The following is a 20046-nucleotide window of genomic DNA, read 5'->3' on the forward strand; positions in this document are numbered from 1 at the left end:
AAACGACAAACGGCAAGGGGTCGTCTGAAATCCGCTTGCGCCGCTGCGTTTCCCGACCGCCCGACTATCCGCTATAATTCCCCGATACCCGCGCAACCGAAAGAATGAAATGAACAAAATCCTGATGACCGCCGCCGTGCTGCTTCTGTCCGCCTGCGGCTTCCACCTCAAAGGCATGGGCGGCACCGCACGCACGCTGCCGTATCCCGCTTGGCACATCCAAAACGCCTCCGTGATGCAGAAGGCTTTGGAAAATGCCCTGCGCCGCGTCGACGGCAAACCCGTTTCCGCCGCCGAAGCGCAAATGACGTTGAACATCAAGGGCATCGAAACCCGTCAGGACATCTACACCATCACCCGCGCCGCGTTGGTCAACGAATACCTGCTGACGCTGCGCGTCGAAGCACAAGCCATGCGCAACGGCGAGCCAGTGGGCGAACCGATTACCGTCCTCGTCAACCGCACGATGGACTACAACGACAGCGAAGTGTTGGGCAAACAGGAAGAAAGCGAAACCATCTGGGCGGAAATGCGCGCCGACGCCGCCGACCAAATCGTCCGCCGCCTGACGTTCCTGAAAGCGTATTGATGGCGGTCATGAATATCGAACAGGTCAGCGCGGATATGCCGCTTTCGCCGCTGTACATCATTCACGGCGAAGAAGACCTGTTGCGCATCGAAGCCCTCGATACCCTGCGCGCCGCCGCCAAAAAACAAGGCTACCTCAACCGTGAAGTCTTTACAGCGGACAACGGCGCCGACTGGGACGAACTCCTGCAAAGCGCAGGCAGCGCGGGGCTTTTCGCCGATTTGAAACTTTTGGAAATCCACATTCCGAACGGCAAGCCCGGCAAAACCGGCGGCGACGCGCTGCAAACCTTCGCCGAACGCCTGCCCGAAGACACCGTTACCCTGATTCTGCTGCCCAAGCTCGAAAAAGCCCAAACGCAGGCAAAATGGTTCACCGCGCTCGCCGCCAAAGGCACCGTACTCGAAGCCAAAGCCATTACCGCGCAAGCCCTGCCGCAGTGGATAAAAGGTCGTCTGAACAAGGTCGGACTCAATATCGAACCCGACGCGCTCGCCCTGTTTGCCGAACGCGTCGAAGGCAACCTGCTCGCCGCCCGCCAAGAAATCGACAAACTCGCGCTGCTGCACCCGCAAAACCATACCGTCAACATCGCCGATGCCGAAGCCGCCGTCGCCAACGTCGCCCGTTTCGACGTGTTCCAGCTCTCCGGCGCATGGATGAAAGGCGATGCCCTGCGCGTCGCCCGCCTTCTGTACGGACTCGAAGAAGAAGGCGAAGAGCCTGTCTTGCTGCTGTGGGCGGTTGCCGAAGACATCCGCACCCTCATCCGCCTGACCGCCGCGCTCAAACAAGGGCAGAGCGTACAATCCGTCCGCAACAGCCTGCGCCTGTGGGGCGACAAACAAACCCTCGCACCGATTGCCGTCAAACGCATTCCCGCCGTCCGCCTGATCGAAGCGCTGAAAACCTGCGCCAAAATCGACCGCATCATCAAAGGCGCGGAAGACGGCGATGCTTGGACGGAATTTAAGCAGTTGGTAACGGGGCTGGCGGTGTGAAGGTGTGTATAGCCGGGTCGCTTGCGGCGAGACACATCCCGTTATTTAAAGCCTGCCCGGGCATGATGAAGACTGGGGAGGGGTTGAAAACCCGACAAAAAAGAACATATTGAATGAGGCAGAAATCTTCCTGTTTCCGATAAATCGGCCATCCGCACATACACCGTCGTTTTCAGACGACCTTTCAAAGGAAAACCATGTTTCAAAAATTTGACTTGGGCACTGTCCTGCTCGCGATTCCGCCCGTCCTCCTTGCCCTGACCATACGCGAAGTCGCGCGTGGTTATACCGCCCTCCGTTGGGGCGACAGTACCGCCCAACAATACGGGCGGCTGACGCTCAACCCCCTGCCGCATATCGATCCGGTAGGTACGATCGTCGTCCCCATAATCAGCCTGCTGCTGACCCCGTTCGTCTTCGGTTGGGCGCGCCCGATGCCCATCGACCCGCGCAATTTCCGCGATCCGCGCCGCGCTTGGCGTTGGGTTTCTATTTCCGGTCCGATTGCCAATCTGATTTTGGCGTTCTTTTGGGGCTTTGTTGCCGCCTTTGCCGTTTACGCGCCCGAATCCTATCAGGAACCGTTGGTCCGAATGGCGCAATACGGCGTTATCGTGAACGCGATTTGGGTCGCTTTCAGCCTGATTCCCATCCTGCCTTGGGACGGCGGCATCTTTATCGATACTTTCCTGTCTGCCAAACAGTCCATGCAGTTTCGCAAAATCGAACCTTACGGAATGTGGATTGTCCTAATATTGATGTTCACAGGGCTGTTGGCAAAAATCATCCTGCCTATCGTTGCACTGATACAGACGGCTGTGTACCTCTTTATGACCTTGTTAATCTGAATCGTCTGCAAGACAGTAAAGAGGTTGTCTGAAACCTTAAACACACCCGCAGGGCGCATGATTGCGCCCTTTGTTTTACCTGTTTCCAAAGTAAATCTCATTGGAAACCCTGCTTAAAAATTGTACAATGGCAGCCCTTTCCATACGGCGGTTTGACCATGCGCATCGGCGGCTACATTATCGACAATCCCATTGCACTCGCCCCGATGGCGGGCATTACGGACAAACCGTTCCGCCGACTTTGCCGAGATTTTGGCGCAGGTTGGGCGGTGTGCGAAATGCTGACCAGCGACCCGACGCTTAGAAATACCAAAAAGACCCTGCGCCGCAGCGATTTTGCCGATGAAGGCGGCATCGTTGCCGTCCAGATTGCCGGCAGCGATCCGCAGCAGATGGCGGATGCCGCGCGTTACAACGTCAGCCTCGGGGCGCAGGTTATCGACATCAACATGGGCTGTCCCGCCAAAAAAGTCTGCAATGTTCAAGCCGGCAGCGCGCTGATGCAAAACGAGCCGCTGGTTGCTGCCATTCTCGAAGCCGTCGTCCGCGCGGTGGACGTTCCCGTTACCCTCAAAACCCGTTTGGGCTGGCACGACGACCACAAGAACCTGCCTGCCATCGCCCGTATCGCCGAAGATTGCGGCATCGCCGCCCTTGCCGTCCACGGACGCACACGCACGCAAATGTATAAAGGCGAAGCGGCTTATGATCTGATTGCCGAGACCAAAGGTCGTCTGAAAATCCCCGTCTGGGTCAACGGCGACATCACTTCGCCGCAAAAAGCCGCCGCCGTCCTCAAACAAACCGCCGCCGACGGTATCATGATAGGGCGCGGCGCACAAGGCAGGCCGTGGCTCTTCCGCGATTTGAAACATTACGCCGAACACGGCGTTTTGCCGCCTGCCTTGAGCTTGGCAGAGTGCAACGTCACCATTTTGAACCACATCCGCGCCATGCACGTGTTTTATGGCGAAATCGCCGGCGTACGCATCGCCCGCAAACACATAGGCTGGTACATCGAAGAAATGCCCGACGGCGAGCAGACACGCCGGGACATCAACCGCTTGGACAGCGCAGCGGCACAATACGATACCCTTGCCGCCTATCTTGAGACGCTTTCAGAGAAAACCGACCGCTGGGTGTGTGATTATCGTGAAGGTTAGGGCGTTTCAGACGACCTTTTGTTTTTGGAAAGCGGATAAGCCATCGTGAATTATTAAGCAAACCCCGTACCGTCATTCCCGCGCAGGCGGGAATCCAGGCTTTGATTTTTCCGAAATGTTCAGAAATTGACGCAGCTTCAAATTACCGGGTTTCGCCTGCACGGGAATGGCGGCAATATCAGGTCGTCTGAAAACACAGTTTCATCGAAATAAAAAACAATTTATCTATATATAGTGGATTAACTTTAAATCAGGACAAGGCGACGAAGCCGCAGACAGTACAGATAGTACGGCAAGGCGAGGCAACGCCGTACTGGTTTAAAGTTAATCCACTATAAACTCAACAAACGTCGTCTGAAACCTATTTCAGACGACCTGTCATCTTTAAAAACAACGAAGGAGGATATGTTATGAAACAGCCCATCCCCGATATTGCGCAATGCGTTGAACAGAATTTGCAACAATATTTCAAAGATTTGAACGGTACGGAGCCTTGCGGCGTGTACGACATGGTGTTGCACCAAGTGGAAAAGCCGATGCTTACGTGCGTGATGGAACAATGCGGCGGCAATCAGTCCAAAGCGGCGGTGATTTTGGGATTGAACCGCAATACGCTGCGTAAGAAGCTGTTGCAGCACGGTTTGCTGTAAATATCGGTCTTGTTGCAAAGGGAGAAAACTGATGAAGCAGGAACTTCGCCATGACGGCGGTACGCGGGGAAAAACGTTGAACGTCCATTTCATCCTGCACGAGGATTTTGAAGTGCCGGGCGCGTATTGGGATTGGGCGCGGTCGCGCGGGCATCGTACGGCGTTGACTAAGGTTTATGAGTCGGAAGCGTTGCCCGAAAACGCGGACGGTATCGATTTTCTGATTGTCATGGGCGGGCCGCAGTCGCCCGATGAAGACAGGCAGGCTTTTCCGTATTACGACCCTGAAGCCGAGCTGCGCCTGATGCGTCAGGCGGTGGCGGCGGACAAGTACATTGTCGGCGTGTGCTTGGGCGCGCAGCTTTTATCCGTCGCCTACGGCGCACGGCACGGGCGTAGCCCGCACCGCGAAATCGGCGTGTATCCGGTCGAGTTGACGCAGGAAGGTTTGAACGACCCGCATACCGCCTTGTTGGGCGCGTCTTTCCTTGCGGGGCATTGGCACGGGGATATGCCCGGACTGACGGATGGGGCGGCAGTATTGGCGGCGAGCAAAGGTTGTCCGCGCCAGATTGTCCGCTTCTCACCCAAGCATTATGCGTTTCAGGCGCATTTGGAATTTGACCGCACCGCCGTCGGTCTCTTGATTGCCGCCGACGGGCGCGAAAACTTGGCGGCGCAAAGCAGGACGCAGGCTTATGTACAGCATCCCGATGAAATCGAGCGTTTCGATTTTACGCAGATGAACGCGAAACTCTTTGCCTTTTTGGATTCGCTGACCGAATCGGGGCAGGGTGGGGCGTGATGTCCCGCCTTTCATCAGTGCATCCTTTTATCCGACGACTTGAGCCATGATTTACCAAATACTCTCCTTATTGATTTGGGGCAGCTCGTTTATCGCCGCCAAATATACTTACGAGATGCTTGATGCCGCGCTGATGGTCGAGGCGCGGCTGTTGATTGCCGCGTTGATGGTGCTGCCTTCCTGTTACCGCCATTTCGGCAAGATTCCGCGCCGCGAGTGGAAGCCGTTGTTGTGTATCGCCTTTATCAACTACGTCGTGGTGTTGCTGCTTCAGTTTATCGGTTTGAAATACACGTCCGCCGCCAGCGCGATTACCATGGTCGGGCTGGAACCCTTGTTAGTAGTGTTTGTCGGTCATTTCGTTTTTAACGATAAAGCCAAGATTTACCACTGGATTTGCGGGGCGGCGGCGTTTTCCGGCATCGGGATGATGGTGCTGGGCGGTGCGGAAGAGGGCGGCGCGGTCGATTGGTTCGGCTGTTTGCTGATTCTGCTTGCGGGATTCGGTTTCGCCGGCGTGATACGGCCGAGCCAGCAGATGATTGCCCGCATCGGTGCGCCCGCATTTACTTCTGCTTCCATGGCGGCGGCGGCGGTGTTGTGCCTGCCGTTTTCACTGGTGTTGGCTCAGAGCTATGAAGTCCACTGGTCGTGGGGCGGCGTGCTGTCGGTTTTGTATTTGGGGGTGGGATGCAGTTGGCTTGCCTATCTCTTATGGAACAAGGGCATGAACAAAGTCCCTGCCAATGTCTCCGGCCTCTTGATTTCGCTCGAACCCGTCGTCGGCGTCATCATGGCGGTATGGATTCTGGGCGAACATTTGTCCGCCGTGTCCGCTTTGGGCGTGTTCATCGTCATCGCCGCGACGTTTGTCGCAGGATGGCTGTCGAACAGAGGAAAGAATGCGTAAGGGGTCGTCTGAAAACGTGTGAATCGGGTTTCAGACGACCTGAGAAGGTACGCGAGTATCTTGTTTTAATGTGGTTTTAAAAATATCAGGAAATTTTCGATGAAATATATGATTGCCCTGCTGCTTGCCGCTAGCCCCGTTTTGGCATCGGCTGCGCCCAATAACGACAAAGCTGCCGTCCAAGCAGCTATTGCCCAGTATTACAACCGACCGCTTGCGGCGCACAACTGTCAGCTTACTGAGCCGCCGAAAGACAGTGAGACAGCATCTGACAATATTATGTATTGTATGAAACCCGTTGCCGACCATAGCGTAACGCGCAACGGTAAAGCCACGCGCTATGTGTTGTACACGGGTTTTGCCTATGATATGAAGTACAAATTAAAACAGAACGCGCATGCCTCTTCGGGCTTGGCAGAATTGTTTGTTTTGGAAAAAACAGACGGCAAGTGGACAATCAAACAACATGGAAGCGATGAACTCGGCGCATGGGGGGATGTGCCGGAGAATAAGGATTGGCAGTTTGTTCAGATGGGCGAGCAAAACTGGGGCTACGCCGTCGAATCAGGCTATACGGGTCAAGGCGAAACGACAATTGGAAAAAACTTTCTGTTTACCGATAATAGCAACCGTATCCGCCGCAGCTTCATTGTGAATGGTAAAGATAATGGCGCATATTATGGCAATTGCGATGTATACAAAGGGCGGGAAAAACGCGATTGTGAAGACCGCTATACCAGCATCGATGCGAAAATTGCTTTTGACAAAAACCGTCCTTCAGTCTCGGGCGTATGGGCATTAAACGCAACGGTAAAGGGGGTGGATGGCAAAAAACGTTATAAAAATCAGAAATATGCGATTCCTTACAACGGCAAGACACACGTTGCGCCGAAAAGCTATCCGCTCAATGTTAATTGAGGCCGTTTGATTTTTTAACGAAACCGCCGAACCCTGTCTCAAAAACAAAATCCCCATGAAACATACGCACAAACTTTGGATAGCCCTCATCCTCACCGGCATCGTCGGCGGCATGGTCGGCATTGCCTTGACGGAGCTTATGCACTTTATCCAGCACACGGCTTACAGTTACGGCACGGGCGGCGGGCATGTTTCCTTTCGGGAGGGCGTGGTTCAAACGTCGTCTGAACGCCGCATCCTCGTATTGATTTTGTGCGGCGTCGCGGTAGGGTTCGGCTGGTGGTCGATCAAACGTTTCGGTAGGCCGCAAATCGAAATCAAGGCAGCCTTGAAGCAGCCCTTGCAGGTGCTGCCGTTTTTGACCACCGTTTCCCATGCGCTGCTGCAAATCATCACCGTCGGACTCGGTTCCCCGCTCGGACGCGAAGTCGCCCCGCGTGAAATGACCGCCGCGTTTGCATCCGTCGGTGGCAGGCGTTTGGGTTTGGACGAAGACGACACGCGCCTGCTGCTCGCCTGCGCGTCGGGTGCAGGTTTGGCGGCGGTCTATAACGTCCCGCTCGTCTCCACACTTTTCATCCTCGAAGCCATGTTGGGCATTTGGACGCAACAGGCAGCGGCCGCCGCACTGCTGACTTCCGTCACCGCCACCGCCGTCGCCCGCATCGGCTTGGGCGACGTGCAGCAATACCATCCCGCCCATCTCGATGTGAACATCCCGCTGCTGTGGTTTGCCGCCGCCATCGGTCCCGTTTTGGGCACAACGGCGGTATGGTTTCAGCGCAGTGCCAAAAAATTTCCCTTCCTCAAGCGCAACGACCCGAAAATCATTCCTTTGGCGATTGCCTTGTTTGCCTTTATCGGCATCGTTTCCGTTTGGTTTCCCGAAATACTGGGCAATGGCAAGGCGGGCAACCAGCTTACGTTCGGCGGCATGACCGACTGGCGGTACAGCTTGGAAATGACCGCCGTTAAATGGTTCGTCGTCCTGCTCGCACTCGCCGCAGGCGCATACGGCGGGCTGATTACCCCGTCCATGATGCTCGGCAGCACCATCGCCTTTGCCGCCGCAGCCGCGTGGAACACCTTCTTCCCCGCCATGTCGTCTGAAAGTGCCGCCGTCATCGGCGCGGCGGCTTTTCTCGGCGTTTCCCTCAAAATGCCCCTAACCGCCATAGTCTTCATCCTCGAACTCACCTACGCCCCCGCCGCTCTGCTGATGCCTTTGTGCATCACGATGGCGGGCGCAGTGGCAACGGCAAGGAAAATGGGGTTTGAATAAGCAGGGCGGGGAAAAGTAGTTGTTTAAAAAGGATATAGTGGATTAACTTTAAATCAGGACAAGGCGACGAAGCCGCAGACAGTACAGACAGTACGGCAAGGCGAGGCAACGCCGTACTGGTTTAAAGTTAATCCACTATAAATGGCGGTAGCTGGCGGGGTGCCATATCGAGAGCAAGGTGAATCGGCTGTAAACGATGGCGGGATCGGAATTGAGAATGTCGCAGCAGAAAAAAAGGTCGTCTGAAAACTTGTTTTCAGACGACCTTTGCTTTGGGGATTATTTACCCGGCTGGGCTTCATAGTGGGGCGAATAAGGGCCGTACATGATGCCGTTCGTCGCGGACGCCGAAAGCAGGCGCGTGCCTGCAACTTGGGCAATATCGAATCCTTTGTCACCGACGGAGCTTGCAATCTGTTGGACGATTGCGCTCAACATTGCGCCGAGCAGGCCTTGTCCGGCAGTATTGTTGTTCTCGGTGCTGGAAGCCGTTGCAGAACCGTGCCACAACTCTTTTCCGGTTTTCGCGTCAACCAGTTTGGCTTCCGCCGTAACCCGGGTATCGCTTTGGATGAGTTGGTAGCTGGTGCCGTATTGGTTGATTTTTATATAGAGTACGGCATCCGCGCCGAAAATCCGATTGAGTTTTTCAAGGCTGACTTGATGGATGTCGTGCGCATTGTCCAGACCGTTTTGCTTGAAGGTTTCGGCCACTGCGGCAACCGGGAACACGTAATAGCCTGATTCTGCCAACGGTTGCGTGGAAGAGGCGAGCATCCCCGCACTTGCCTTGACTTCCGGCGATTCGTTTAAGGGGGGCAATACCAAAATGGAGCGGGGTTTGCTTTCCCTGAATGCGGAATAGTCGAAAGGCTGCGGCGCGGTAGCGGAACAGGCTGACAGTATGATAGCGGTTGCAGAGGCAAAAAGGGCGGTTTTCAGGCTGCTCATTTTCGGGCTCCTTTATTTTTCAACAGGAAGTCCATGAAGGCGGAAGATTCGGGGAACAGGCGTTTTTCGGTTTCGAAGTGTTCCGCTGCCGACTGATCCTGCCCCGCTTCGCTCAACAGCATTCCCAAATGGGCGTGTGTGCCGGGTGCTTCTTTTTTATTTTCGCTCCGGGTTTTCTGGAAATATTTTTCCATTGCGTCGATTTGTTCGCCTAGGGGTTTGCCGTCGCTTTTGAGGCGTTCGTAAACATCGGCATTGTTGTTTCCCCAATAATAAAGGGTCTGCTGAGGGTTGCCGCATGCGGCAAGCAGCAGGCAGAATGCGCCCAGGCAGCCTGTTTTGATGAGTTTGTCCATTTCAGACGACCTTTCAGCGGGCAGGCGTCCAAGCACCGCTTTCGATGCCGGCAACCAAATTATTGACTGCTTCGCGGATGGCCAGGTCCAATACTTTGCCGTTCAGCGTCGCATCGTAGCCCGCAGTGCCGCCAAAGCCGACGACTTCGCGGTTGGACAATGAAAATTCCCCTGCGCCCTGCGCTGAATAAACCACTTCGGAAGTGCGTACATCCACGACGTTCAACGCTACTTTGGCATAGGCGACTTGGGATTTGCCGCGTCCTAAAATCCCGAAAAGCTGATGGTCGCCGACATCTTTGCGGCCAAACTCGGTTACATCGCCGGTAATCACATAATCCGCACCTTTAAGGGCTTGTGTTTTGCCGCCGATGCCTGCTTCCTGCTTCAGCGCGCTCAATTGTGTACGGTTGAGTACGTTGAAACGGTTAGTCTGTTGCAGGTGGGTCAGTAAAATGGTTTTCGCCTGACTGCCCAAACGGTCTTCACCGTCGGAAAATACGCCGCGCTGGTAAGTGGAGCGGTTGTCGAAGCTACCGATGGAAATAGGCGCGCGCGCACCGTGATAAGGGGTATTGTAGCTGCTGACTTTGACGGCTTCGATGGTTTTGGAAGACTCGGTCGCACAGCCGGCTGCCAAGGCCGCGGTTGCGAAAATGCAGAGGAATTTTCTGTACATATTTGATTACTCCTGGGTAACTCGGAATTTGGACTTTGTAGGGTAGATTATGCAATCCGACCGATTTTGCATTCTATGGCTGTTTGTTAATGTATGCAAGATTTAACTGTATGAAATTTTGAAACTATTTAAAAATGTTAAGTAGTTGGATATGCGAAAGTCGTCTGAAAACTTATGAACACGGTTTTCAGACGACCTTTTTTATCGAAAAATTGTCAACAATTTTTCCAGAAAACTGCTGCTAAAAAGCCGAAACTAGGGGATAATACCGCCCCTGAAAGTGTTTGTTTCCAGTTATAAATCTCTGTTTAAAAGGAATCCCCATGCCTTCCATCAAACGCGCCCTGATCAGCCTGTCCGACAAGACAGGCGCAGTCGAATTTGCCCAAACCCTGCACAAACTCGGTGTCGAAATCCTCTCTACCGGCGGCACGGCGAAGCTGCTTGCCGATGCGGGCGTTCCCGTGATTGAAGTCGCCGACTATACCGGTTTCCCCGAAATGCTCGACGGCCGCGTGAAAACGCTGCATCCGAAAATCCACGGCGGTATTTTGGGGCGGCGCGATTTGGGCGAACACGTCGCCAAGATGGAAGAGCACGGCATCGGCAACATCGACCTCGTTTGCGTCAACCTTTACCCCTTCGCCGCCACCATCGCCAAACCAAACTGCACGTTGGAAGACGCGATTGAAAACATCGACATCGGCGGCCCGACCATGGTGCGCTCCGCCGCGAAAAACTGGAAACACGTCGCCATCGTTACCGACACCGCCGACTTCCCCGCCATCGCCGCCGAAATGGAAGCCAATGGCGGCGCGTTGAGCGACAAAACCCGTTTCAACCTGTCGCGCAAAGCGTTCAGCCACACCGCCCAATACGACGGCATGATTTCCAACTATTTAACCTCGCTTTCAGACGACGTCTTGAGCGGCACGCCCGAAATCGGCGAGTTCCCAAGCCAGTTCAACCAAAGCTGGATTAAAGTGCAAGACATGCGCTACGGCGAAAACCCGCATCAGCGCGCCGCGTTCTACCGCGATGTGTACCCCGCCGCAGGCAGCCTCGCCGCCTACAAACAGCTCCAAGGCAAAGAATTGTCGTACAACAACATCGCCGATGCCGATGCCGCTTGGGAAGCCGTCAAGTCCTTCGACGTGCCCGCCTGCGTGATTGTGAAACACGCCAATCCGTGCGGCGTCGCCGTTGCAGCCGATACATTGACCGCCTACAAACTCGCCTACGCCACTGACACCACCAGCGCGTTCGGCGGCATCATCGCCTTCAACCGCGAAGTGGACGGCGAAACCGTGAAACAGATTACCGACAACCAATTTATGGAAGTCTTGATGGCGCCAAAGTTCACCGCTGAAGCCCTCGAAATCGCCGCCGCCAAGAAAAACGTGCGCGTATTGGAAGTGCCTCTAGAAGCAGGCGCGAACCGCTTCGAACTCAAACGCGTCGGTGGCGGACTGTTGGTACAAACGCCCGACATCCACCGCATCAGCCGCGCCGATTTGAAAGTCGTCTCCAAACGCCAACCGACCGAGCAGGAATGGAACGATTTGCTGTTCGTTTGGAACGTCGCCAAATACGTCAAATCCAACGCCATCGTGTTCGGCAAAGGCGGTCAAACCTACGGCATCGGCGCCGGCCAAATGAGCCGCGTGGACAGCACCCGCATCGCCGCCCGCAAAGCGCAGGACGCCAATCTCGATCTCAACGGCGCATGTGCCGCTTCCGATGCCTTCTTCCCGTTCCGCGACGGCGTGGACGTCATCGCCGAACAGGGCATCAAAGCCATCATCCACCCTGCAGGCTCGATGCGCGATCAGGAAGTTTTTGATGCAGCGGACGAACACGGCATCGCCATGGTGGTAACGGGCGTTCGCCATTTCAGGCATTGATTCGGGAAATAAATAATGTGAACAAAGGTCGTCTGAAAACTATTTTCAGACGACCTTTGGTGCAATTGCCATGACTCCTTAACCGCTTGGTGGTAAACGAAATCGAATCGGAACCTTTGCCCATTCAAGCCCGAACCCGCTACTCTTCCGCTTCCCATGACGGCCATGCCTGATGCAACAATGCGTAGGCAATCAGGCTGCCCGGTTATCCGCATATTTCAGAAATCAAACAAACTGCCCACCTTCCTCAAAGGAAATCAAGGAGACCCACCATGCCCAGCCGCACCGACCGCCTGCTCAAACTCTTGCAGCTTCTGCGTGCCAGCCGCCATCCGAAAAGTGCGCGGCTGCTGGCGCAGGAGTTGGGTATCAGCGTGCGTTCGGTGTATCGCGACATCGACACACTGCGCGGGCAGGGCGCGGTGATTGGCGGGGAGGCGGGCGTGGGCTTTGTGTTGCAGCAGGACTGCAATCTGCCGCCGCTGATGTTTAGCGAAAACGAGCTGGAGGCATTGATGTTGGGTATGCGTTGGGCGGCGGCGCATGCCGATGGCGAAATGGCGGAGGCGGCGCGTTCGGTGTTGGGTAAAGTGCACGCAGTGCTGCCCGCGCGCTTGGCGGAGCAGGCAGAAGCCCATGCGGTGTATCCGATTAACTGCGCGACGACGTTCGGACACGACGAAGAACACGTTCTGGCGCAGGTGCGGCAGGCTTTGCGGCAGGAGCAGATACTCAGTTTCAGCTACACCGATGTGCAAGGGCAGGCCAGCCGACGCACGGTGTGGCCGGTGGCGTTGGGCTATTGGGACAACGTGCGGCTTCTGGCGGCTTGGTGCACCTTGCGACAGGCATTCCGCCATTTCCGTTGCGACCGCATCGCGCAGATTCAAACCGGCGCAGCCTATCCCATGCCGCACCGCCTGCTGCTGCAACGCTGGCGGCAGCAGGAAGGGCTGGATTTGAGCGCGTTTGATTTGAGCCGCTAGCGCGATGCGGTTTGACCAAGACCATGCTGCTGACAGAAACTGACACAGCCATGAGGTATCCTTACTGGGTTTCAGACAGCCTGCAAACACCTCACCCACAATTGGACAAGGAAACATCATGAGCAAAATCACCCTCTATACTGCAAATCCTTCACGCGGCACCAATGTACGCTGGATGCTGGCCGAATGCGGCGCGGATTACGACACCGTGGTGCTGGATTACCCGCAGCTCAAAGAGGCGGACTATTTAGCCATCAACCCGATGGGCAAAGTACCCGCTATCAAACATGCTGGGCAAGTGATTACCGAGTTGCCCGCCATCCTCACCTATCTGGCCGAACTTTTCCCCGAAAAACGGCTGATCCCGGCTGCTGGCACGCCGGAGCGCGGGCAATACTACCGCTGGCTGTCGTTTGGTTCTCAGCTCGAATACGCCATTCTCGACCGCTGGCGTCAAGTGCCGCAGAGCGAGGAATGGCGCCGTTCCCTCGGCTACGGCGATTTCGATACCGCGCTGCATACCCTGCAAACCCTGCTGGCCGACGGCCGCGAATACGCCGTGGGACAACATTTCAGCGCGCTCGATATATACCTGACCGCCCTCTTGGCTTGGGGTATGTTCCGCGCCCAAGTGTTGCCAAACGTTGAGCCGTTTGCAAGCTATATGCAGCGCCATCTGCAGCGGCCGGCAGCGCAGGTTCTTAAGAAATAGGGGTGTTGGCACAAAAAAGGCAGCCTGAAAGTTTCAGGCTGCCTGAGGCCTTTGCAAAATCCTCATCTTTGGCACATTTCTTCGCCATGCGCTTCTCGAACGCTTGAAAATATTTCAATATTATCCGTGCTCTCTGTGATGCTCTATGGCTTTGAACTGTATTTAAATCTGAGGTTTTGCAAAGGCCTCAGCCTTTTCGTTTTGTCGAATATTTATAGTGGATTAAAATAAAAATGATACAAGGCGGCAACGCCCGCCGTGTACGGGTAGTACATAAGGGCGTTGGCAACGCCGTATCATTGCAATTTTAATCCACTATACTGTACTGCCTGCGGCTTCGTCTCCTTGTCCTGATTTAAATTTAATCCACTATAAGATGTAAAGCGGGGATGACTGGAAGGGTACTCTTGATTTGAATGTACCGAATGTACGGATAGACGGGTAATGCCCTGTTTATTGGTTCTCCCGTATCCATTTTTCCCAACGTTCGAACAGGGCGGGTTGCAGGGCGGCGATGACGGAGCGTTTGAAAACGTGTTCGCCGCTCCAGAAGTCGTCGCCTTCCAAAGTGGACAGGTTGCCGCCTGCTTCTTCGAAAATCAACGCGCCGGCGGCGTAGTCCCACAGTTTTTGCCCACCGTGGACGTAAACGTCGTAGCGTCCGCTGGCGAGGTAGCACCAGTCGAGCGTGCTGCTGCCCATGCTGCGGATGGTGCCGAAGGGGGCGAGCGTGCTCATGCGGCTGGTGAGTTTGCCGGAGCGCAGGTATTTGATTTCGACGCCTGCGATGGCTTCGCTGAGTTTTTTGTCGACGGTGCGCAGGGGCAGTGGTGTGCCGTTGAGGTATGCGCCTTTGCCGTGTTCGGCGTAGAAACATTCGCCGCTGACGGGGTTGTAGATGATGCCGAGTTCGGCGCGGCCGTTTTTGACGAAGGCGACGGAAACGGCGAAATGGGGCAGTCCGTTGACGAAGTTGTTGGTGCCGTCTATGGGGTCGACGACCCACAGCCCGTCGGTATGCGCGTGTAGTTTCCAGAGGGTGGTTTGTTCTTGTACGCTCATTTCTTCGCCGAGCATGGGGCTGTCGATCAACAAGGGCAGGGCGGCGGCGAAGGCGGTTTGGGCGGCAAGGTCGGCTTCGCTGAGCATGGAGCCGTCTTCTTTGCGGTGCGACGGGGTATTCAGGAAGCGCGGCATGACTTCGGTTTGCGCGATGTGCCGGACGACTTTTTGCAATCGGTGTAACACTTTTTGTCCTTGTTTTTGCGGTTGGGGTGCGAAATCGTATAATCGCGTTATTATATCCGTTTTCACTTGAAGAACCATGTCCAGATTTTATCTGCCTGATGCTTTATATGCGGGGCAAGTCGTTGAACTGCCTGATAATGTTGTGCGTCATTTAAATGTTTTGCGCGTGCGCTGCGGGGAGGAGGTCGTTTTGTTTAACGGCAACGGCAAGGCGTATCCCGCGCGTTTGGATGTTTTGGAGAAACGCCGCGCCTGTGCGGAAGTGTTGCGCGAGGAGGAGGCGGACAACGAATCGCCGCTGAAAATCACGCTGGTGCAGTCGGTATCGAGCGGCGAACGTATGGATTTTACTTTGCAGAAAAGTGTGGAGCTGGGCGTGATAGCAATTCAGCCGGTGATCAGCGAACGCTGCGTCGTGCGCCTGAGCGGCGAGCGGGCGGACAAGCGGGTGGCGCGCTGGCAGGAAATTGTGGTGTCTGCCTGCGAACAAAGCGGCAGGAATATCGTGCCGGAGGTGCGCCCGCTGCTGCCTTACCGCGAGGCTTTGAAACAGATGTCGTCTGAAACGACCAAGCTGTTGATGAGTTTGAACCGCGCCCAGAGTTTGCGTACCGTCAAGCCGTTTTCAGACGACCTGATTTTTATGGTCGGGCCGGAAGGCGGCTGGACGGACGAGGAGGAGCGGTTGGCGTTTGAGGCGGGATTCCAGTCGGTAACGCTGGGCAAGCGGGTGTTGCGGACGGAAACCGCTTCTCTGGCGGCGATTGCGGCGATGCAGACGCTTTGGGGGGATTTTGTGTAACCGAGGTCGTCTGAAAACGGGATGGGAAGCGTAAATCCCTAGATGGTTTGAAAAGTAAATTTTATTGAAATCATATGCTTATATTTGTTTTTCAAGCCATTGCCCGCTTTACCTGTTTTACGCCTTCGCAGCGTTGGGCAATTCATCCGTTTTCGCTTACAATAGCCGACTATCCGAATCAACGCTCAAAGGCCTTCACATGCAATACGCCAAAATTTTAGGTACCGGCAGCTATCTTCCCGCCAACCGCGTCAGCAACGACGATTTGGCGAAAAAAGTCGATACGTCCGACGAGTGGATTACCACCCGTACCGGCATCAAGTTCCGTCATATTGCAGACGAAGGCGAAAAAACCAGCGACCTCGCCGCCGAAGCATCGCGCCGCGCGCTGGTTGCTGCTGGTGTCGCTGCCGATGAAATCGATTTGATTATCGTGGCGACTGCTACCCCAGATATGCAGTTCCCGTCCACCGCGACCATCGTTCAACAAAAACTCGGCATAGCAAACGGCTGCCCCGCATTTGACGTACAGGCAGTCTGCGCGGGCTTTATGTACGCCCTGTCCACCGCCAACGCCTACATCAAAAGCGGCATGGCGAAAAAGGCTTTGGTCATCGGCGCGGAAACGTTCAGCCGCATCGTGGATTGGAACGACCGCACGACCTGCGTTTTGTTTGGCGACGGCGCAGGCGCAGTAGTATTAGGCGCGTCCGACGAAGCGGGCATCATCCACAGCAAACTCAAAGCCGACGGCAACTACCTCGACCTGCTCAACGTACCCGGTCAAATCGCCAACGGACAAGTTTGCGGCTCGCCCTACATTACGATGGACGGGCCGGGCGTGTTCAAATTCGCAGTCAAAATGCTCGCAAAAATCGCCGACGAAGTCATCAGCGAAGCAGGTTATACCCCCGATCAAATCGACTGGCTCGTGCCGCACCAAGCCAATAAACGCATCATCGACTCCACCGCCAAACACTTGGGTCTGGACATGGAAAAAGTCATCCTGACCGTACAGGAACACGGCAACACATCCGCCGCGTCCATCCCGCTCGCGCTGGATGTCGGCATTCAAAACGGTCAAATCAAGCGCGGACAAAACCTGCTGCTCGAAGGCATAGGCGGCGGCTTCGCATGGGGCGCGGTGCTGGTGAAATACTGATTTTTTGTTTGTTTCAAACTTATAGTGGATTAAATTTAAACCAGTACGGCGTTGCCTCGCCTTGCCGTATTATTTGTACTGTCTGCGGCTTCGTCGCCTTGTCCTGATTTAAATTTAATCCACTATAGAAGGTCGTCTGAAACTGCGCCGGTGCGGTTTCAGACGACTTTTTTGATGGATGCGTGTCCGTATAGTGAATTCAAGCAGGGGTTATCCATGTCGTTATTTGTAGGAAAACGTTGCGTTGTTTACGCCACAGGTTGAGAAAAATAAGCCTGCAAGACCTCAAACGGCGTATCGCCGTTCAATCTGCGGTGCGGCTTCACAGTGTTATAGAAATTAACAAAGCGGCACAACTCCTTTCGCCGATGTTCCAGACTCTCAAACGACTGTTTCTCATGCCACATCTCCATCAGGGTACGGATAACCCGCTCCGCCTTACCGTTGGTCTGCGGACGGGCAACCCGAGTAAACTTTTGACCAATCCCGTTCTCATAACAGGCTACACCGAAAGCATGGTTGGCCGAGCCTTTGTATTCCGTACCGTTGTCGGAGTAAACGCACTCAATCAGGTATGGGCAGGGATCAATCAGGTGTTCGGTCAGAAACTTGGCGGCACTGTCTGCGGTTTTGTCCGGCAAAATGGCGGCGTATAGCTCCCTAGAGAAATCGTCGATGGCGACAAACAGGTAATCCCGCTTATCGGTGGCTTTCTGCCCTTTGAGCAGCGGCAGCCGTTTGGTGTCGAGATGCACCAGCTCTCCGGGGTAGGATTTATTGTAGCGTTTGGCCTGCTTTTTGAGTTTTTCCTGAATGCTGCGTTCTACCTTGGCCAGGCGTTTCATTCCGTACTTTGCCTGTTTGAAACGGTTGTTGGTACTGGTTTGCGGTTTGAGCAGCTTGGCCCTTGCGGCTTTAAGGGCGCGGTAAATGGTGACGCGGCTGACTTGGTAGCGGCGTGCCAGGGAGGTGACGCTTTCCTTCCCCTGCGTGTAGGCCAGCCAAATGGCTTGTCGGTGGTGCGGGGTGAGGCGGGTGTTTTTGTGCATGTTCATGTTTCAGTATTCTCCTGGAAATACTGTAAACAACGCTACTAGTTTCTACAAATAACTTCTCTGATTTCTTCCACTTTTTTCTCAATATCAAAAAGGTTTTAGTCAATTGAAAATTCTTTAGCACATTTTTATGCGTCAAATTTCATTAACAGACTATTTTTGCAAAGGTCTCAGACTATGAATTAGGTTTTCACTATATGATATAAAGTAGTAATGTGAAAATTGGAGGTCGTCTGAAAAGAGGTAGGGGGCAGTTTGCTTTTTCAGATAACCTTTATGATTTTGGACTTTTAATTTGCTGTTTTTATTCTTCTCTATGTTTATGAAAACGTGAGGCAAATAGTTGCTTTAATTTTATATTGTACTAGGGAGTTAAACTGCCACAATATTTGTGCGGGCATGATTGCAGCAGTCAGGGAACGGAAGTAGCTGTATCTGAGAACGTGTTCATTGTCTCAGCCTCTGCTGTAAACTATCGGCATGAACAGAAAAACCTACCCAAGCGATATCAGTCGCGAGCAATTTGCGCCTCTCCTTCCCCTGCTGGAAAGTGCCCGTAAACGCACAGCGCCACGCCAGGTGGACTTGTACGATGTCTTTTGTGCCATTCTCTACCTGCAACGCACTGGCTGCTCCTGGCGCGCTTTGCCGGGCGACTTCCCCAAATGGCGCACCGTGCATTCCTACTTCCAGAGATGGACCGAACCACGCGAGAGTGGCATCAGCATCCTTGAGGAAGCATTAAAAAAATCAGGTAGTTGCGGAGCACCGCAAGCAGGGGCGCCATGAAGCAACTACTTTCCTGATTATTGATGCGCAGAGTGTGAAGAACACGGATACCGCCATGGAAAAAGGCTACGATGCGGGCAAGAAGGTTAGCGGTATCAAGCGACATATAGCGGTTGACACGCAAGGTTTGCCGCATGCCCTTGCGGTAACGACGGCGGATGTTACGGATAGAAAAGGCTGCCTGGTGGCATTGGAACGTGGGCGGGATAATCTTGGTGCGATACAAAAAATCCTTGCTGACGGTGGTTACACGGGTAAGGCATTTGCTTCGTCGGTACAGGAGTTGATTGGTGCGGAGGTAGAGATTGCCAAACGAAACGAATTGCACCGTTTTGCAGTATTGCCGAAGCGATGGGTAGTAGAGCGCAGCTTTTCCTGGTTGGAAAAGAACAGGCGGCTTTGGAAAAACTGCGAGCGTAAGTTGAGTACCAGTCTGCAAATGGTAGCTTTGGCTTTCTTGGGAGTCCTGCTACGAAGACTATGAACACGCTCTGAGAATAAAAATATGGAAGGAGTTTATTTTTGTTTGGGGCGGAAGGCGGTGCAGATGGCGGTATCGGTTTCAATGAAATCACCACCGATTAAATCCACACAATAAGGAATAGCGCCGAATAGGCCTGGTACGATGATGCTGCCATCTTCCGAGCGTACGCCGCCCAATGTTTCAGCAATGGCTTTCGGTCGGCCGGGGAGATTCACAATCAGGCTGTTGCCACGAACACCTGCTGTTTGGCGTGACAAAATGGCTGTGGGTACATAATGTAGGCTGATACGGCGCATTTGTTCGCCAAAACCGAGCAGTTCCTTGTCTAATACGGCTTGTGTGGCCTCGGGGGTGATGTCGCGTGGGGCAGGCCCTGTGCCGCCGGTGGTAAAAATCACATCGCAATGCTCTTCATCTGCCATATGGATAAGCACGCTTTTGATTTCGTCTTGATCGTCAGGAATAAGGGCTTCTACATAACGGATCGGATTGAGGACGGCTTTGTCAAGCCAGCTTTTGAGTGCGGGAATTCCTTCATCGGCATATACGCCGCTGCTGGCGCGGTCACTGGTGGAAATTAGGCCGATAGTGATGGTAGGGAGTGTGTTCATGATAATAGCAGACTCAAAAGAATAGCAGACTCAAAAGATAGAAAACTGCATTGTACCTGATTAGCTGTATTTGTTGTGGGTGTTGGCAATGTGCAAAATAGCAGGACTTAAAATACAGACCTTCAGGTAAAGGCTAGTTTG

Annotated in this window: 21 protein-coding genes and 1 pseudogene; 15 read left to right on the forward strand and 7 right to left on the reverse strand. The window is 54.2% G+C overall.

Annotated elements, in window-relative coordinates:
• Positions 1-109: 109 nt before the first annotated feature.
• The 9 genes from MON37_RS01605 to MON37_RS01645 all read left to right on the forward strand — a co-directional run bounded on the left by MON37_RS01605 (position 110) and on the right by MON37_RS01645 (position 8166).
• Positions 110-589, forward strand: a complete 480-nt coding sequence (locus MON37_RS01605; RefSeq protein WP_003767304.1) for an LPS-assembly lipoprotein LptE — start codon at positions 110-112, stop codon at positions 587-589.
• Complete coding sequence (gene holA / locus MON37_RS01610) at positions 589-1590, forward strand: DNA polymerase III subunit delta (RefSeq protein ID WP_039406122.1); 1002 nt, start codon at positions 589-591, stop codon at positions 1588-1590. The genes MON37_RS01605 and holA overlap by 1 nt, the downstream gene beginning before the upstream one ends.
• A gap of 197 nt (positions 1591-1787) precedes the next feature.
• Positions 1788-2438: a site-2 protease family protein gene (locus MON37_RS01615; RefSeq protein ID WP_039406121.1), complete on the forward strand. Its 651-nt coding sequence runs from the start codon at positions 1788-1790 to the stop codon at positions 2436-2438.
• A 158-nt stretch (positions 2439-2596) separates the two neighbouring features.
• Positions 2597-3601 (forward strand): tRNA dihydrouridine synthase DusB, encoded by a 1005-nt coding sequence (gene dusB, locus MON37_RS01620; RefSeq protein WP_052242814.1) that lies wholly within the window; start codon positions 2597-2599, stop codon positions 3599-3601.
• 410 nt (positions 3602-4011) lie between these two features.
• Entirely contained in the window at positions 4012-4251 is a 240-nt protein-coding gene (locus MON37_RS01625) for a Fis family transcriptional regulator (RefSeq protein WP_039406118.1), read from the forward strand.
• Positions 4252-4282: 31 nt separating this feature from the next.
• The gene (locus tag MON37_RS01630) at positions 4283-5056 is read left to right on the forward strand and encodes a glutamine amidotransferase-related protein (protein ID WP_039406116.1); all 774 of its coding nucleotides are present in this window, start codon (positions 4283-4285) and stop codon (positions 5054-5056) included.
• 46 nt (positions 5057-5102) lie between these two features.
• Positions 5103-5966, forward strand: coding sequence for a DMT family transporter (locus MON37_RS01635; RefSeq protein ID WP_039406109.1), 864 nt, complete (start codon positions 5103-5105; stop codon positions 5964-5966).
• 99 nt (positions 5967-6065) lie between these two features.
• Positions 6066-6884: a hypothetical protein gene (locus MON37_RS01640; RefSeq protein ID WP_039406107.1), complete on the forward strand. Its 819-nt coding sequence runs from the start codon at positions 6066-6068 to the stop codon at positions 6882-6884.
• A gap of 55 nt (positions 6885-6939) precedes the next feature.
• Entirely contained in the window at positions 6940-8166 is a 1227-nt protein-coding gene (locus tag MON37_RS01645; protein WP_039406104.1) for a chloride channel protein, read from the forward strand.
• Between the two features lie 279 nt (positions 8167-8445).
• Here MON37_RS01645 and MON37_RS01650 read toward each other — a convergent pair whose 3' ends face one another.
• From MON37_RS01650 to MON37_RS01660, 3 genes are read right to left on the reverse strand one after another with little or no spacing between them, the layout of a single operon-like run.
• Positions 8446-9108 carry a DUF799 domain-containing protein gene (locus tag MON37_RS01650; protein ID WP_372338598.1) on the reverse strand — a complete coding sequence of 221 codons (663 nt, stop codon included), beginning with the start codon at positions 9106-9108 and terminating at the stop codon, positions 8446-8448.
• A gap of 5 nt (positions 9109-9113) precedes the next feature.
• Entirely contained in the window at positions 9114-9473 is a 360-nt protein-coding gene (locus MON37_RS01655; RefSeq protein ID WP_039406100.1) for a DUF4810 domain-containing protein, read from the reverse strand.
• 13 nt (positions 9474-9486) lie between these two features.
• Positions 9487-10152, reverse strand: coding sequence for a CsgG/HfaB family protein (locus tag MON37_RS01660; protein ID WP_003741163.1), 666 nt, complete (start codon positions 10150-10152; stop codon positions 9487-9489).
• A 323-nt stretch (positions 10153-10475) separates the two neighbouring features.
• Here MON37_RS01660 and purH point away from each other — a divergent pair, with 323 nt between their 5' ends.
• The 3 genes from purH to MON37_RS01675 all read left to right on the forward strand — a co-directional run bounded on the left by purH (position 10476) and on the right by MON37_RS01675 (position 13754).
• On the forward strand, positions 10476-12056 hold the full coding sequence (gene purH, locus MON37_RS01665) for a bifunctional phosphoribosylaminoimidazolecarboxamide formyltransferase/IMP cyclohydrolase (RefSeq protein WP_039406067.1): 1581 nt from the start codon (positions 10476-10478) through the stop codon (positions 12054-12056).
• Positions 12057-12328: 272 nt separating this feature from the next.
• Positions 12329-13042 (forward strand): helix-turn-helix transcriptional regulator, encoded by a 714-nt coding sequence (locus tag MON37_RS01670; protein ID WP_016686667.1) that lies wholly within the window; start codon positions 12329-12331, stop codon positions 13040-13042.
• A gap of 118 nt (positions 13043-13160) precedes the next feature.
• Positions 13161-13754: a glutathione S-transferase family protein gene (locus MON37_RS01675; protein ID WP_016686666.1), complete on the forward strand. Its 594-nt coding sequence runs from the start codon at positions 13161-13163 to the stop codon at positions 13752-13754.
• 453 nt (positions 13755-14207) lie between these two features.
• On the opposite strand, the gene MON37_RS01680 is transcribed toward MON37_RS01675, so the two are convergent.
• A complete protein-coding gene (locus tag MON37_RS01680; RefSeq protein ID WP_039406268.1) occupies positions 14208-15002 on the reverse strand; it encodes an inositol monophosphatase family protein in 795 nt (264 codons plus the stop codon).
• A 76-nt stretch (positions 15003-15078) separates the two neighbouring features.
• On the opposite strand from MON37_RS01680, the gene MON37_RS01685 reads away from it, so the two are divergent.
• Positions 15079-15804, forward strand: a complete 726-nt coding sequence (locus MON37_RS01685) for a 16S rRNA (uracil(1498)-N(3))-methyltransferase (RefSeq protein ID WP_039406056.1) — start codon at positions 15079-15081, stop codon at positions 15802-15804.
• A 199-nt stretch (positions 15805-16003) separates the two neighbouring features.
• Positions 16004-16966, forward strand: a complete 963-nt coding sequence (locus MON37_RS01690) for a beta-ketoacyl-ACP synthase III (RefSeq protein WP_039406055.1) — start codon at positions 16004-16006, stop codon at positions 16964-16966.
• A 22-nt stretch (positions 16967-16988) separates the two neighbouring features.
• On the opposite strand, the pseudogene MON37_RS12390 reads toward MON37_RS01690, so the two are convergent.
• Positions 16989-17099, reverse strand: a pseudogene (locus MON37_RS12390) (IS5/IS1182 family transposase); the annotation flags it as partial.
• A gap of 115 nt (positions 17100-17214) precedes the next feature.
• Entirely contained in the window at positions 17215-18021 is an 807-nt protein-coding gene (locus MON37_RS01695) for an integrase core domain-containing protein (protein ID WP_242883746.1), read from the reverse strand.
• Between the two features lie 480 nt (positions 18022-18501).
• On the opposite strand from MON37_RS01695, the gene MON37_RS01700 reads away from it, so the two are divergent.
• Positions 18502-19294 (forward strand): IS5 family transposase gene (locus MON37_RS01700; RefSeq protein WP_234403659.1). Its coding sequence is split into 2 segments (ribosomal slippage): positions 18502-18765 and positions 18767-19294, totalling 792 coding nucleotides; the frame shifts between segments, so codons are not numbered across the junction.
• A 32-nt stretch (positions 19295-19326) separates the two neighbouring features.
• Here the strand turns inward: MON37_RS01700 and mog are convergent.
• Complete coding sequence (gene mog, locus MON37_RS01705; protein WP_039406819.1) at positions 19327-19905, reverse strand: molybdopterin adenylyltransferase; 579 nt, start codon at positions 19903-19905, stop codon at positions 19327-19329.
• Positions 19906-20046: the final 141 nt, after the last annotated feature.

Source organism: Morococcus cerebrosus (genome assembly GCF_022749515.1).
Taxonomy (GTDB): Bacteria; Pseudomonadota; Gammaproteobacteria; order Burkholderiales; family Neisseriaceae; genus Neisseria; species Neisseria cerebrosa.